Source organism: Peribacillus sp. Bi96, assembly GCF_918698115.1.
Taxonomy (GTDB): Bacteria; Bacillota; Bacilli; order Bacillales; family DSM-1321; genus Peribacillus.
The window spans coordinates 288,007-301,999 of the sequence record NZ_CAKKLV010000001.1 but is presented as its reverse complement, the minus strand read 5'-3'; the positions used below and the strand labels follow the sequence as shown (position 1 = coordinate 301,999).

The 13,993-nt window shown below is 43.4% G+C and carries 14 protein-coding genes and 1 other annotated feature; of the genes, 2 read left to right on the top strand and 12 right to left on the bottom strand.

Translation table 11 applies throughout. The features are described from left to right. Window positions 1-90: 90 nt before the first annotated feature. Genes nadA through nadB form a run of 3 tightly spaced genes read right to left on the bottom strand, consistent with a single transcriptional unit; the run spans window position 91 to window position 3,609 of the window. The gene (gene nadA / locus LQ203_RS01460) at window positions 91-1,197 is read right to left on the bottom strand and encodes a quinolinate synthase NadA (protein WP_230154976.1); all 1,107 of its coding nucleotides are present in this window, start codon (window positions 1,195-1,197) and stop codon (window positions 91-93) included. Further along, window positions 1,194-2,045 carry a carboxylating nicotinate-nucleotide diphosphorylase gene (gene nadC, locus LQ203_RS01455; protein WP_230154974.1) on the bottom strand — a complete coding sequence of 284 codons (852 nt, stop codon included), beginning with the start codon at window positions 2,043-2,045 and terminating at the stop codon, window positions 1,194-1,196. The genes nadA and nadC overlap by 4 nt, the downstream gene beginning before the upstream one ends. Beyond that, on the bottom strand, window positions 2,026-3,609 hold the full coding sequence (nadB, locus tag LQ203_RS01450; protein WP_230154972.1) for an L-aspartate oxidase: 1,584 nt from the start codon (window positions 3,607-3,609) through the stop codon (window positions 2,026-2,028). Before nadB ends, nadC begins: the two co-directional genes overlap by 20 nt. Before the next feature lie 103 nt (window positions 3,610-3,712). On the opposite strand from nadB, the gene LQ203_RS01445 reads away from it, so the two are divergent. Next, entirely contained in the window at window positions 3,713-4,840 is a 1,128-nt protein-coding gene (locus LQ203_RS01445) for an IscS subfamily cysteine desulfurase (protein ID WP_230154970.1), read from the top strand. A gap of 46 nt (window positions 4,841-4,886) precedes the next feature. Beyond that, a complete protein-coding gene (locus LQ203_RS01440; RefSeq protein ID WP_230155361.1) occupies window positions 4,887-5,420 on the top strand; it encodes a transcription repressor NadR in 534 nt (177 codons plus the stop codon). A gap of 57 nt (window positions 5,421-5,477) precedes the next feature. Here LQ203_RS01440 and LQ203_RS01435 read toward each other — a convergent pair whose 3' ends face one another. From LQ203_RS01435 to LQ203_RS01395, 9 genes are all read right to left on the bottom strand, one after another. Beyond that, window positions 5,478-6,170: a hypothetical protein gene (locus LQ203_RS01435; protein WP_230154968.1), complete on the bottom strand. Its 693-nt coding sequence runs from the start codon at window positions 6,168-6,170 to the stop codon at window positions 5,478-5,480. Between the two features lie 388 nt (window positions 6,171-6,558). Further along, complete coding sequence (pheA, locus tag LQ203_RS01430) at window positions 6,559-7,434, bottom strand: prephenate dehydratase (protein WP_230154966.1); 876 nt, start codon at window positions 7,432-7,434, stop codon at window positions 6,559-6,561. Window positions 7,435-8,451: 1,017 nt separating this feature from the next. Then, window positions 8,452-8,928, bottom strand: a complete 477-nt coding sequence (locus LQ203_RS01425; protein ID WP_230154964.1) for an ACT domain-containing protein — start codon at window positions 8,926-8,928, stop codon at window positions 8,452-8,454. Window positions 8,929-8,942: 14 nt separating this feature from the next. Beyond that, window positions 8,943-10,232, bottom strand: coding sequence for a GTPase ObgE (gene obgE / locus LQ203_RS01420; protein WP_230154962.1), 1,290 nt, complete (start codon window positions 10,230-10,232; stop codon window positions 8,943-8,945). A gap of 48 nt (window positions 10,233-10,280) precedes the next feature. Beyond that, the gene (locus tag LQ203_RS01415; protein ID WP_230154961.1) at window positions 10,281-10,820 is read right to left on the bottom strand and encodes a Spo0B domain-containing protein; all 540 of its coding nucleotides are present in this window, start codon (window positions 10,818-10,820) and stop codon (window positions 10,281-10,283) included. Between the two features lie 539 nt (window positions 10,821-11,359). Continuing rightward, window positions 11,360-11,650, bottom strand: coding sequence for a 50S ribosomal protein L27 (gene rpmA / locus LQ203_RS01410; protein WP_230154959.1), 291 nt, complete (start codon window positions 11,648-11,650; stop codon window positions 11,360-11,362). Window positions 11,651-11,662: 12 nt separating this feature from the next. Beyond that, window positions 11,663-11,995 (bottom strand): ribosomal-processing cysteine protease Prp, encoded by a 333-nt coding sequence (locus LQ203_RS01405; RefSeq protein ID WP_053347153.1) that lies wholly within the window; start codon window positions 11,993-11,995, stop codon window positions 11,663-11,665. Window positions 11,996-12,008: 13 nt separating this feature from the next. Beyond that, a complete protein-coding gene (rplU, locus tag LQ203_RS01400) occupies window positions 12,009-12,317 on the bottom strand; it encodes a 50S ribosomal protein L21 (protein WP_034308849.1) in 309 nt (102 codons plus the stop codon). Between the two features lie 13 nt (window positions 12,318-12,330). After that, window positions 12,331-12,414 (bottom strand) — a sequence feature (ribosomal protein L21 leader region). 75 nt (window positions 12,415-12,489) lie between these two features. After that, window positions 12,490-13,962 carry an Rne/Rng family ribonuclease gene (locus tag LQ203_RS01395; RefSeq protein WP_230155359.1) on the bottom strand — a complete coding sequence of 491 codons (1,473 nt, stop codon included), beginning with the start codon at window positions 13,960-13,962 and terminating at the stop codon, window positions 12,490-12,492. Window positions 13,963-13,993: the final 31 nt, after the last annotated feature.

The following is a 13,993-nucleotide window of genomic DNA, read 5'->3' as shown; positions in this document are numbered from 1 at the left end:
CTGTTTTGATTGTACATAAAAAGGGGGTCTTCGGGACCCCCTTTTCTTTTTCCCAAAAATGCCTTTAAATGTTACGTCGTTTGAGTGATCTCAGACCCGTTCCAGCATTCGGTTTAAAGCTAGGATGGCATTATCCGCAATGCTTTTTTCCACTTTTATCGGATTAATGATGGTACCTTCCTCAATTGATTCAAGCGCCCAAAGCAGATGAGGCAGATCAATCCGGTTCATCGTTAGGCATGGGCACATGTTCGGATTTAAAGAGATGATGTTCTTGTCAGGATTATTGGCGATAAGTCGCTTGACAAGGTTCATCTCCGTACCGATTGCCCAAGAACTGCCTGGTTCAGACTTTTCGATCATATTTATGATGTATGATGTCGAACCCGCATAATCTGACATGGCGACTACCTCACGGCGACATTCGGGATGAACGATGATATTCATGGACGGCTGCTCCGCTCGAAGTGTTTCAATATTCGCGGTTGTGAAATTTTCATGGACCGAACAATGTCCTTTCCAAAGAAGTACCTTCAGATTTTCGAGTTCCCCTTCATAAATCAATTCGTTCTTATGAGGATCCCAAACAGCCATTTCATTCAATGGAATGCCCAGATCAAAGGCTGTATTCCTCCCAAGATGCTGATCAGGAAGAAAAAGGATGCGTTCTTTTTGCGAGAGGGCCCACGAGACCATCTCTTGTGCATTGGAAGAAGTCACCGTCGCCCCGCCATTTTTCCCTACAAAGGCTTTGATGGCCGCGGTCGAATTAACATACGTAAGAGGAAGAATCGTATCTCCAAACAAATCCTGAAGTTTTGTCCAGGCCTGTTCCGTTTGTTCAATATTCGCCATATCTGCCATGGAACAGCCTGCACGCATATCAGGCAGGATAACCGTCTGCCCTTCTGTTGTCAAAATATCGGCTGTTTCAGCCATGAAATGCACGCCGCAAAACACGATATAATCCGCTTCGCGATTTTGCGCGGAAAGCTGAGCCAATTGAAGTGAATCTCCCGTTACATCCGAAAATTGAATGACTTCCTCACGTTGATAATGATGACCTGGTATATAAAGACGGTTCCCCAGTCGTTTCTTAATGTCCTGGACCTGATTCTCCATCTCTTCCGTTGTCATCATTTTATACTTTTCAGGCAATACATTACCTGCAGTGCTAGCCATCTCCAATATGTTCATTTCATTATCCCCTCACGTTCTTTGACCTTTGCGCTAATATCAAGTGCCCTGACACTATGCGTCAAGCTGCCCAACGAAATATAATCAACCCCTGTTTCCCTATATGAAGCTAGATTGTCTAAATGGATTCCTCCAGAGGCTTCAGTCATGATGTGGGCGGGAACCAATTTGATCAGTTGCTTGATTTCTTCGGGACTCCGATTATCGAACATGATGATATCCGCGCCAGCTTCCACTGCTTCCAGCACTTGTTCAGCTGACTCCGTTTCCACTTCCACTTTAGTGGTATGTCCCAGTTTGGATTTGACCGTGTGAACCGCTTTCGTTATAGAACCCGCGAAAGATATATGGTTGTCCTTTATCATGACTGCATCATATAAACCATATCGGTGATTGAATGCACCGCCAGTACGGACTGCATATTTTTCAAGCATCCGCAGTCCCGGTGTAGTTTTCCTCGTATCACAAGCTCTCGTCTTCGTTCCCGCTAAAATCATCGTAGCTTTATGAGCCTGTGTCGCAATGCCGGACATACGCTGCACTAAATTCAGAACGACCCGTTCCCCTTTTAAAAGCGAAGCCATATCACCGGTCATTTTTGCAAGCTGTTGTCCTGCTTCAAAAACCTCACCATCCAGAACTTGCAGGGAAACGTCGATTTGCTCATCCAACAATGCAAATCCCGTCTTGATGACGTCACCTCCACTAAAAACCCCACCTTCTTTTGCAATGAAGGTCAAAGTCCCTTGTTCACCTTGATCAAAAATCGTATCACTCGTTACATCGCATTCCCCTATATCTTCCATTAAAAATTGTTGCAGCATCTGCTTAAGCTTCAATATGTTCATATAGTCGTCTCCCTTTCACTCGGTTTTTCACATCCGTGCAAGCAAGGATAACCGAATCTTCCAGCCATTGCCCGTCATCCTCGCAAGGATAGTCACTGCGGAAATGACCGCCCCTGCTTTCTGTTCTGGTCAATGCGGATTCGGCAATCAGCCACGCCACGATCATGGCATTGATTATCTTTATTTCTTTAATCGATAATTCCGTTACTTCCATCTGCAGCAATTTCTCCATATTAAATGTCTCTAGAAAATCCTTCAGTCGAGCTAAACCTGCTTCATTTCGAACGATTCCTGCTTCGTTCATTAATTTTTCCTGCAATGCTTCGAAATCAGGCAAAGAGAGAAAATGGCAGGAATCCTTGGACTGCTCTTTTTCTTCCGGTATCGACCTTGCCGGCAATTTAGCAAGCAAATGACCAAGCGAATTTCCAAAAACCAGCCCTTCTAGAAGGGAATTGCTTGCCAATCGGTTCGCTCCATGTACACCGGTGCATGCCACTTCACCAACTGCATACAAGGAGGGGACAGAGGTTTGCCCCCATTCATTCACTTCAATTCCCCCCATTAGAAAATGGTTACCGGGTGCAACCGGAATTTTCCCGAATTGAAGGTCCAGCCCACTCTTTTCACATAATGAGCTCACTGTCGGAAAACGCTTTTTAAAATCCTTAATCATCGAAATATCCAAAAATACCTTTTCACCGCGCTGTAAATAAGAAAAAATCGTTTGAGCCACAATATGTCTTGGTGCGAGATCTTTCAGACTATGGACACCCTCCATGATCGGCCTTCCCCGTTCAGTCACTAATATTGCACCATCCCCGCGCACCGCTTCTGAAACCAGTCCCTCCGCTTTACCATTTATAAAAAGCAGCGTCGGATGAAACTGTATGAATTCCATGTCTCGAACTTTTGCCCCGACCTTGAATGCAAGTGCGATTCCATCGCCTGAAACCGTTTGTGAATTTGAATTGAAATGGTATAGGGAACCACATCCGCCTGTTGCCAAAACCGTTTGTTCTGCATGATAGATTACAAGTTCCCCTGCCTTATCAAGAGTTTTGACGCCAATGCAAGAATCATCTTTTCCGATGATCAACTCCACGGCAGTTGTATTCTCCATCACAGTAATCGTTGAGTTTTTCAAACACGCTATAAGATGTTCCATGATGTATTTTCCTGTAGCATCGCCGTGACTATGAAGGATTCTTCTTTCGCTGTGAGCGCCCTCCATGCCAAGCATGAGTGTGCCGTCATCATCATGGTCAAATTGCATACCGGATTGAATAAGTTCAGCTATAACCAAAGGCGCCTCTTCGACGAGCTTTTCGACTGCCTTCACCTTGTTATATCGCTGACCAGCCGCCAGCGTATCTTTTTTATGTAAAGATACTCTGTCACGATCAGATATTGCAGCAGCAATCCCGCCTTGCGCCAAATATGAATTACTATGACGGATATTTGATTTTGTGATGAGTATCACATGCTTATGTTCACTTGCTTCCAATGCCGTTTTCAAGGCAGCAATCCCGCTGCCTATCACGATGATTTCCGCTTTTACCATTATTTCATTCCTCCTGTTTACGACAGGTGTCTTGACAACTATATTTACATATTATTAAACTATTATCAAGAGTTTTTTAAGATTAAAGGATGGATGTGATTTCTTGATTTATTTGGATTATGCGGCTACAACTCCGATTGATGAGGAGGCCCTCGACGTATTCAGCCAAGCATCCCGGAAATTTTTCGGGAATGCGAGCAGTTTGCATGATATTGGCTCTGAAGCGGCACGTTTATTGGATATGTCACGGCAACAACTCGCAGAAATGCTGAACATAAAAAAGGAAGGAATCATCTTTACGAGCGGTGGTTCGGAAAGCAACATGCTTGCCATCGATACATTCATCGCTTCAAAACCATCCTGGCAGAACCACTTGATTGTAAGTAGAACGGAGCATGCGTCGATTGCCAATTATGTCGCAAAGCTTGAACATATTGGCTTTGAGGTTACATATTTACGGCATTTGGATGATGGCCGTATTGATATGGAACATCTGCAGGTATGTCTCTCGGAGAAAACATGCTTGGTCATTGTCCAACATGTCAATTCGGAAATCGGGGTCATTCAACCCATTGAGCAAATAAGTAAAATCGTTCGAAAACACCAGGCTTTTTTGCACGTGGATTGCGTCCAATCATTTGCTAAATTGCCGCTAGAAAAGATATCTGCCTTATGTGATGGATTATCCATTTCCAGTCATAAAGTTTATGGTCCAAAAGGGACTGGAGCCGTCATTTTCCCGGCCATCCATCAGTTGAAGTCTTCGGTACCGAATATCACTCATGAATATGGTTTCCGACCAGGGACAGTGGACGTCCCCGGTATAGCTTCCTTCATGACCGCTGCAAAGAAATTAGGGGATAACATGGAAGCTGAACATAAACGGATTACCACGCTTAGGATGCAATTGATTCAACGTCTTTTGGAAAGGAAAGTAGATTTTCAAATCATCGAGGGAAAAAGCCAGCAATTGCCTCACATTCTGGCCCTGGCCTTCACTGGATTGCAAGGACAGTACATCATGCTCGAATTAAACCAGAAAGGATTCGCGGTTTCGACGGGAAGTGCTTGTCAAATCGGTAAACAGGATCCTTCAAAAACCATGATGGCCATTGGGAAAAGCGAAGAAGAAGCCCATCAATTCGTCCGATTTTCCTTTGGTAAATACACGACGGCCGATGACGTTCACAAATTGGCAGACTGCCTTGCAGGAGTGGCTGTCATTCGATAAAACCTTCCACTCTGTGGTAGAATGTTTGTAAATAAAGAGGTGAATGATTATGGAAAAAAAGAAATTACTCGGGGAAGAAAGACGGACGAAACTCTTACATATATTGCAAAAAAGTGCGCAGCCAGTAACTGGAAGCGAACTTTCGCAGATAACGAATGTAAGCCGGCAGGTTATCGTTGGTGACATAACGCTCCTGAAAGCGCGGAATGAACCGATCATTGCCACGAGCCAAGGCTATATGTACTTACAAACGGGGGGCACTCAAAAGCCGGAAAGGACCATCGCTTGCCAGCACGATCCTTCCCGGACCCAGGAAGAGCTATATATACTCGTCGATATTGGTATCACGGTAAAAGATGTCAAAATCGAACACCCCGTGTACGGTGACCTGACTGCATCGATCATGGTAAGCAGCCGTAAGGAAGTCCAGCAATTCCTCTCTAGGGTGACAGCAACGAACGCTTCTTTTTTATCGGAACTAACGAGTGGCATCCATCTCCATACACTGAGCGCATCTTCTGAAGAACTGCTTGACGAAGCGGAGGGTGCACTTAGGGATGCAGGCATTTTAGTCGACTGAATTAACGAAAAACCCTCAAAAGCCTAAATTTTGAGGGTTTTTTTATTGGCCTTATGCTCACTCATCATTGGAATTGCTATCATTTGAGCTGTCATCCCCGGAGTTTTCTTCGTTACTTCTCAACTGCCCTATAAGACTGATGACGGAGCCGACCGCCTGAATCCAGCCTCCCATCACTTGAATTAATTCAGCATCAGATGGCTTCTCTTCCAAATCAGGATATTGATATTTTTGTAGTTCCTGCTCCTCCTTCTCTTGTTCTTCTTGCTCTTGATTCTTTTCTTGGTCTTTATCTTGAACACTATTTTTAAGTTCGGCAATTCCACCTATCGCTTGCATCGAATTCCCAATCGCCTGCAACAAATTTCCCGTAGCATTGAAGGCCTGCTCCGGTTCATCCGGATTTTCGAATGCCCCCGCCAAAGCGGTACCTCCGCCCAACGCTTGAATCAGATTGCCTTTAATGATCAATTCCTGTTTGGTTACTTCATCGAAATTAATGACTAATCCTAAGATAACCGTCGAATTCCCGATCGCCTGTAATATATTACCGAATTTATCCAGTGACCAGGTTTCTTCTGCGTCCGCCAATAGGGCATTTCCTGTTGCTTGAAGTTCATTTCCAATCAAGTCCAATTTTTCACGAAATTCTTCGTTCAAGACTTTGGATGGTGTACCCGCAACAGCAGAAATGACAGTTCCTATCGCTTGAGTCCAAGAACCGAAAGTTTCTTTGAATTGACTATCCATCTCTGCTGACCACCGCCCTCTCTCTGCAATTTTGATTTTAAAAAAGGTGCATCCACTGATGTATGTATTTCTGTTCCTATTTCCACAGGTGGCCTACCGGGATTTACTCATTGTATTTGCGTTCATCACAATCGGTGTTTGTTTTCCATCCAGAATCATGTGCTCTTTTTATAATGAATAACTTTCTCCCATCATCCTCAAAATCAAAAAATGAATTATTCCTTCCTGCCCTTTACCTGCCTATTTCAATATTCATAAAATGACAGCCAATCGTTTTAGGAACTTGTACAAGGTAAATATAAACCACACAAAAAATGCCCCGGAAATACTTCCGGGGCAGCCTTCTTATTCATTGTATAAAACTCGGCTGAGGTTCAAAAATGATAAATCATCGTTGCGGTACTCCTGTTTGGACTTTAAAGCATGAATAGCTTCCCATAACCGAAACCGTACATCCAAGAGCCTCTAGCTCAGAAATAGCGCCTGGGATGAGAACTTCGTCAAGGGCCATTTCAATGTCGATGATGAAGAAGTAATTGCCTAAACCCGTTTTCATTGGTCTTGATTCAATCTTGGAAAGATTAAGCTTCCTCCAAGCAAAAGCGGAAAGGACTTGATGCAGCTGCCCTGAGCGGTCGGCAGGAAGCTGAATCATCAAGGTCGTTTTCTTGTCCCCTTCAACGGTCAAGTGCCCCTCATAGTCAACTTCACTATTGGATACGACGACAAACTTGGTATGATTATGATCATAATCATGTATATTTTGTTTTATGATCGTCAAACCATACTCCGCTGCAGCCATATCATTTGCAATCGCAGCAATATGGATATCGGAGTTCTCCATCACCATCTTTGCAGCAGCAGCAGTGGACGTGACATACTCATATGGAATGCCCTTTAGTTCTTTATGTAGGAATTTGCGGCATTGAGCGATGGCGTGCGAATGTGAATAAACCATATCCGGTTTGAAACCAGGATATGCATGGTCCGGATGCACCATATAATGCTGTTGGATTGGAATCGTCACTTCGCCTTTAATCGGTAATGTGACTTCATGGACTAGGTAATCCATCGTTATATTTACCGATCCCTCCAATGCATTCTCGATCGGGACGAGCGCATGATTGGCTTCCCCGTCACGGACAGCATCAAGGCAGTCTGGAATCGTGTTCATCGGTATTTTTATATCATTAGGAAATAGTCGCGATACAGCTAAATCCGTGAACGTTGCTTTTGGTCCAAGAAATGCAATTTTTGATGTCATATTATAATCTCCTTTTCACGGAAAATCTACTGTTTATGTTATGTCATTTTCTGATTTTTTACAATAGTAAATCGTTAAATCGTCCACTAATAAAAAACTGGTAGACAAACCGATAATAATGAAGTTTTTCTACAACTTTTTTAGGCTTTTAAAATATGACCGTTGATTGGAACGTAGGGCACTCTCTTTCCGCGGGTGGTCCACCCTCGGCGTCTTTGCGCATGCGGGGTCTCCCTTGGACGCACTTTTCCCGCAGGAGTCTCGTACACCCATTCCAATAAACTTTCTTTTAACATTTAGATGGAACCTCATTTGTCTACGAACTGTTTTGAATTTGAACGTTGATTTCCGCTCCAGGCACTCACTTTCCGAGGGCGGTCCGCCCTCGGCGCCCTGCGCCTGCGGGTTCTCCCTTGGACGAGTATTCCCGCAGTAGTCTCGAACACCCGCTCCACTCAACTTTGCTTCATTCAGATAGACACTCCTTTTGCCTACAGTCTTTTTTGTTTTAGCGACGCATTAAAGATACTGACCTGTTTGAACATATTTTCTATCGCATATAAAAGACTGCTACAGAGAAAAAGCTAATCAACCCAAATTACATTTTCGTTGAGTCCACACCTATGAAAGCTAATGCGAATATGCACAAATTTGAAAAGAAAATTGTTTAGAAAGAAAAGTGCCTACTAAGAACATCTCCAAAAAGAGAGCAACCAGACCGTGTAGACTGCAAAAGAAAGCTAATATCTCCAGAATTTCGATAAGTAAGAAGTGAAATAAATTAAATAAAGTACAACCGATCCAGAGGTACTGCGTCAAAGACGAACATACAAAACAATTTGCTTATTCATTCCATGCTGCCTCAGATCAACCAGTTTTGTAGTAGGATGATTGTAACCTCAGATAACGCAATTAAATCCAATAAAAAATCAAAAAGGTTTCGGAAGGGAAACCAATCCGAAACCTTTTTGTATACAAACTGAGAGCCTGTACATGTGAAATGTACAGGCTCTTTTTTCATGCGCCGTTCCCAATGATTTCGACCTTTTCGACGAACTCCATTTTACGCAGTTTTGTAAGCAGATCATCAATATCCATCGTTATCCCACCCGTATTTAGAGAAAGGGTAACATTGGCACGTCCCTGCAGGGGAATCGTTTGATGAATCGTCATGATATTGCAGCCTGAAGAGGCGACGAGCCGTAAAAGCTCAGACAGAGTACCAGAACGATCTTCGAGATAGAAGAACAGGGTAATCAGCTTTTCCTTAACAACGGTATGAAACGGAAAAACCGTGTCCCGGTACTTGTAAAAAGCACTCCTGCTTAGGTCCACTCGCTTTACCGCTTCCCAAACTGATTCCGCTTTTCCCCGTTCAATCATTTCTTTTGCATCAAGCGTCTTTTTCATCGCTTCGGGAAGGACATCCTCTCGAACGAGGAAAAATTTCTGATCGGACTTATTCAAACTCCGCACGCCTCCTTTTGCCTGCATTCATGTGTATCTAATCAATCAACAAATTCAAATTCATATTCAAGGATACGGACGATATCGCCATTAGTCGCACCTTTTTGGCGAAGGCCTTCGTCGACTCCGAATGAACGAAGCTGTCTAGCGAAACGACGGATGGACTCATCACGGGTGAAGTCAGTCATTTTGAATAGACGCTCGATCTTGAATCCTGATACGGCAAAGCTGCCATCGGATTCGCGTTCAATGTTAAATTCATCCGACTGTGATGTATGTTTATACAATACACGGTGAATTCCCGTATTCTCTTCTTCATGATCAAGAGGGAACTCAGGTGTTTCTTCGATTTTATCAGCAATTGCATAAAGAAGCTCACGGATTCCGTCACGCGTTACGGCAGAAATCGGGAAAACCGGATAGTCTTCTTCAAGCTTTTCTTTGAATGCAGCTAAATTATCTGCTGAGTCCGGCATATCCATTTTACTTGCTACAATGATTTGCGGACGTTCAGTCAAGCGCAGGTTATACTCTTCTAACTCTTTATTGATTGTTTGGTAGTCTTCATATGGATCCCTGCCTTCAAGACCCGACATATCGATTACATGAACGATTACTCTTGTTCTTTCAATATGGCGCAGGAATTGATGTCCAAGCCCCACTCCTTCAGAAGCACCTTCGATCAGACCCGGCAAATCCGCCATGACGAAGCTGCGGTGATCTTCTGTTTCCACCATTCCGAGGTTTGGGACGATCGTTGTAAAATGGTATTCGGCAATTTTAGGTCTTGCTGCCGATACGACAGAAAGTAATGTGGATTTCCCTACACTTGGGAAACCAACCAAACCTACATCAGCCAACAGTTTCAGCTCCATGATTATATCGCGTTCTTGGCCCGGTTCGCCATTCTCCGCGATTTCAGGAGCAGGATTGGCAGGTGTAGCAAACCGAGAATTTCCCCGGCCTCCGCGTCCGCCCTTGGCGATGATGGCGCGCTGCCCGTGCTCAACCAAATCAGCAATGACTTCCTTCGTTTTTTCATCAATGACAACCGTGCCTGGCGGAACTTTGATGACCATATCCTTTGCAGCCGCACCATGCATGTTTTTGGACATGCCATGTTCTCCGCGAGGTGCCTTAAAGTGACGTTGATAACGGAAATCCATTAACGTACGCAATCCTTCTTCCACTTCAAAAACGACATTGGCCCCGTTACCGCCATCTCCGCCGGCAGGTCCGCCTTTTGGTATGAATTTCTCACGACGATAAGCAACTATCCCGTTACCACCGTCTCCGCCTTTTATATAGACTTTCGTTTGATCGACAAACATGCTATCACTTCCTTGTTTTCTGCAAGTCTTTTCTTGCTGTATACTTCTCTAAAACTTAATATCCATCTTAAAAAATATTTCATTCTCATTACATTCGCGGATTTCGATTGATTGCTCGACTGTTAATGCACCTTCCAAAAACTCCATCACGGCCGATAGATCAATGAATCTGCCTTGCATTTGAAATGAACAATGCATATCGCTCACTTCTTTTTTACACATAGAAACAGCTAGTATATTTTCAAAAGACGGGTCCAGATTCTTATCCAAAATTTCGAAGTAATCGTTCGTCCAGCGATGCATCAGCTCGTCCATCTCAGCAGAGCCTTCAAACACATCAATGATTTCATATTCGCAATAAAATGATCCATTATTCCAATTCGAGGTCAACAACATCTCGGTGAACTTCGGTAAATTCAAACTGGAGAGGCGTGCTTCATTCTGGGTTTCAATAATGATTTCATCAATGATGCCCTTGACTCGATCAATTCTGTTTAGCTCCAGATTCCCTTTGATGATTTGAATTTTATTTAGCCAGTCATGCCTGGTTTGACGTAGAGTTTCAATAGTCGTCCAATTTTTATCCATTATTAACACCTTCAATTATGATAAAGAAACTTTTTTCCGCTCTATCATGTTGAATACTTCCATTTGTACAGTATATCAAAAAAACAACAAACAGGAAATGAAGCTCTATTCACATGCCTTCATATGAAAGCCCCCGTCCAAAAAATACAGCCACACACCCTGAGTTCTTTGGACGATGGTAGAGCCATTTGAACTAAAAAAGAGAATGGGCCTTATTTATGCACCAATTGGAGATATTATAGTTGAATTGGAATGTCTATTTGGTTAACCAAATGGGATGGTAGAGTACCTGGATTTCCCCCTGAAAGTATAAGAAAGCCCGCCGATTGGCGAGCCTTTTGTAAGTCAGAGGTTGTTTCCTTATACTAATGACTAAAGTCTCCTGCAAAATGCTGGTTATTTATCGTTTCTATAGTATAAATAAAGGGCCGGACCCCTTCTTCACTATATAGCCTACCATTATTAATAATGACGCGGTATATAGTGTCTTGTAGAAGGAATCAGACCCTTTTGAGTCAGCCTCTGTTCAAAGATGCCAATTATGCTTCTTGTGCAACTGGATATACGCTTACTTTTTTACGGTCACGTCCGAAACGTTCGAATTTAACAACACCGTCTACTTTTGCAAATAGAGTATCGTCTCCACCACGGCCTACGTTCTCACCAGGATAGATTTTTGTTCCGCGTTGACGGTAAAGAATAGAACCACCAGAAACGAATTGACCATCTGCACGTTTAGCGCCAAGACGCTTAGATTGAGAGTCACGTCCGTTCTTTGTAGAACCTACTCCTTTTTTCGAAGCGAAGAACTGAAGATTTAATCTTAACATTTGTTCCACCTCCTATTGGTTGAGGATAATTTTCATGTATTTACCATAATCACGTTCGATAGTTTGCAGCGATATGAGCATACTGTTCAAGAGCAGCTGCACCTTTTCTTCGGATTCCGGTGAAAGATTCCCCGGAATGACGCAGCGAAGATAGCCGCCCTCTCTCCCTTGCTCAATCTCAGGCTCTACATCCGTTAAGGACATAATCGCATTGACTGACCCGAAGGAAACAGCCGATACACCTGCACAAACGATATCTGAACCTTTTTTAGCAAAATTAGCATGTCCGCTTAAGGTGAACGAAGTAATCCGTTCCTGCGGAGCATCAAAGACAACTTTAATCATCTAGAATCAGCCCTTACGCGTTGATTGCTTCGATAACAACTTTTGTGTATGGTTGACGATGACCTTGTTTTTTACGATTGTTTTTCTTCGCTTTGTATTTGAAAACAGTGATTTTCTTTTGCTTACCTTGTTTCTCGACAGTACCTGTTACAGTAGCGCCTTCCACTAGTGGAGCACCGACTTTCACGTCTTCGCCACCTACGAATAAAACTTTGTCAAATGTAACAGTTTCGCCTGCTTCTGCGTTTAATTTTTCAATGTAAACCGCTTCGCCAGCTGCTACTTTAATTTGTTTACCGCCAGTTTCGATAATTGCGTACATACTTGCACCTCCTTAAATGTCTCAGACTCGCCAATCACAGGCGTCTTGTCAAAAAGACAAAAGCTTAAGACCTGTTGTTGAGCGGTTGTAGCACGGGTGCTACAAACATAACATTAAAATCCTATCATGAAACCTGAAGAGCTGTCAATATATTTGTAAGAATTCTCGTCCATCACTTGAAAGCTCGCTCGATTTCCTGAATGCTCCCGAAGCGCTTAATAGAATACGTATTAATAGAACCGGAGACAAATGAAAGAAATAACTTTTTAGAAATCAATTCTTCCAATGTCGGCCTATATGATTCATTTTCACCCAACAACACATCGGCCACCGCTTCACTGACTTCCACCCATACCGCTTCATCATCCGTCTTCCGGTGTTCGAGCAGGTCACGTTCCAACCGGAAGGCCACCGTTTCAGGGCTCTCGATTTTACCGCTTCCACTGCACACTGGGCAAGGTACCGTCATCATTTCACCTATTGACGGAGACGTTCTCTTTCTCGTCACTTGTAAAATGCCCAGTTCCGTAAAGCCGATGACCTGGACCCTCTTCTCATCCCTAGCTGATTCCTTTTTGACGATGTCGATGATTTCTTGCTCATGTCGTGATTGATCCATATTAATGAAATCGATCAAGATGATTCCGCTAATATTCCTTAATCTCAATTGACGGACGGCCTCTTTCGCTGCTGCCTGATTCACCGCAAATAAGGTTTCTTCCTTTGCCACTTTTCCGGTGAACTTACCTGAATTGACATCGATTACGGTGAAAGCTTCCGTTTCTTCAAAAATTAAATAACCGCCATTATCAAGCCAGACGATTTTCTTATTCATTTTCTCCACTTGCGCTTCCACATTCCATTCGGAAAAAATATTCCTCGTACCCGATATATGGGATATTTCCCACTCCTTGCGGTTTTCCTCCTGCCATTTTTTCAACTCTTGGTAAACCGCGAAATCATCGATGGCAAGCTCGCCGGAAGGCGTTCCCGACATTTCGGATTTGATCATGTCCAGGTACATGTCCCTCTCATAGAGAAGCGTTGGAGCTTTTAGAGATGCTGCCTTACGTTCAATTCCTTTAAAAAGCTCTCGCAATGAAGTTAGCCTATCAAGGAAGATCGCTTCATTTTCGTTCTCCATCGATGTGCGGACAATCAATCCCTCATCAGCCTTTTTGTATTGTAAGGCTGTTTCCCGCCACTGCTTATGCAGTGCATCGTTATTAAATTTCTTTGAAACGCCAACATAATCTATTCCATGTATGTATACGAGGGAATCTGTAGAAAACTCGATTAGCCCCGTCAATTTAGCTCCTTTTGTGCCTGTTTCATCCCGGGTCACCTGAACCAGCAGCTTTTCTCCTTGGCGGACATATTGGCCGATGGGTGCTTTCCCATCCGTTTTTTTTGCCTGCTGGAAAGAGGGAATCTCGTCTCGATGCAAAAAACCATTCTTCTCTGCACCATAATCAATGAAGACGGCATCCATACCCGGTAACACCTTCGTCACTTTCCCTAGATAAATATTACCGACCTTACTGCGCTGATGAGGCGGCAAGATTTCAAGCTTACGTAACACATCATTCTCCAGTACGGCCACTCTTTTTTCGCGTGAAGCTAGGTTCGCGATCATCTTTTTCATCAAAAAAAATCCTCTCCTCAATTTGAAGAAA

Excerpts from the sequence above, each read along its gene's own strand:
- nadA (WP_230154976.1), bottom strand. The coding sequence starts at position 1,197 with ATGAACATATTGGAGATGGCTAGCACTGCAGGTAATGTATTGCCTGAA.
- nadC (WP_230154974.1), bottom strand. The coding sequence starts at position 2,045 with ATGAACATATTGAAGCTTAAGCAGATGCTGCAACAATTTTTAATGGAA.
- nadB (WP_230154972.1), bottom strand. The coding sequence starts at position 3,609 with ATGGTAAAAGCGGAAATCATCGTGATAGGCAGCGGGATTGCTGCCTTG.
- LQ203_RS01435 (WP_230154968.1), bottom strand. The coding sequence starts at position 6,170 with ATGGATAGTCAATTCAAAGAAACTTTCGGTTCTTGGACTCAAGCGATA.
- pheA (WP_230154966.1), bottom strand. The coding sequence starts at position 7,434 with ATGACATCAAAAATTGCATTTCTTGGACCAAAAGCAACGTTCACGGAT.
- LQ203_RS01425 (WP_230154964.1), bottom strand. The coding sequence starts at position 8,928 with ATGCAGGCAAAAGGAGGCGTGCGGAGTTTGAATAAGTCCGATCAGAAA.
- obgE (WP_230154962.1), bottom strand. The coding sequence starts at position 10,232 with ATGTTTGTCGATCAAACGAAAGTCTATATAAAAGGCGGAGACGGTGGT.
- LQ203_RS01415 (WP_230154961.1), bottom strand. The coding sequence starts at position 10,820 with ATGGATAAAAATTGGACGACTATTGAAACTCTACGTCAAACCAGGCAT.
- rpmA (WP_230154959.1), bottom strand. The coding sequence starts at position 11,650 with ATGTTAAGATTAAATCTTCAGTTCTTCGCTTCGAAAAAAGGAGTAGGT.
- LQ203_RS01405 (WP_053347153.1), bottom strand. The coding sequence starts at position 11,995 with ATGATTAAAGTTGTCTTTGATGCTCCGCAGGAACGGATTACTTCGTTC.
- rplU (WP_034308849.1), bottom strand. The coding sequence starts at position 12,317 with ATGTACGCAATTATCGAAACTGGCGGTAAACAAATTAAAGTAGCAGCT.
- LQ203_RS01395 (WP_230155359.1), bottom strand. The coding sequence starts at position 13,962 with ATGAAAAAGATGATCGCGAACCTAGCTTCACGCGAAAAAAGAGTGGCC.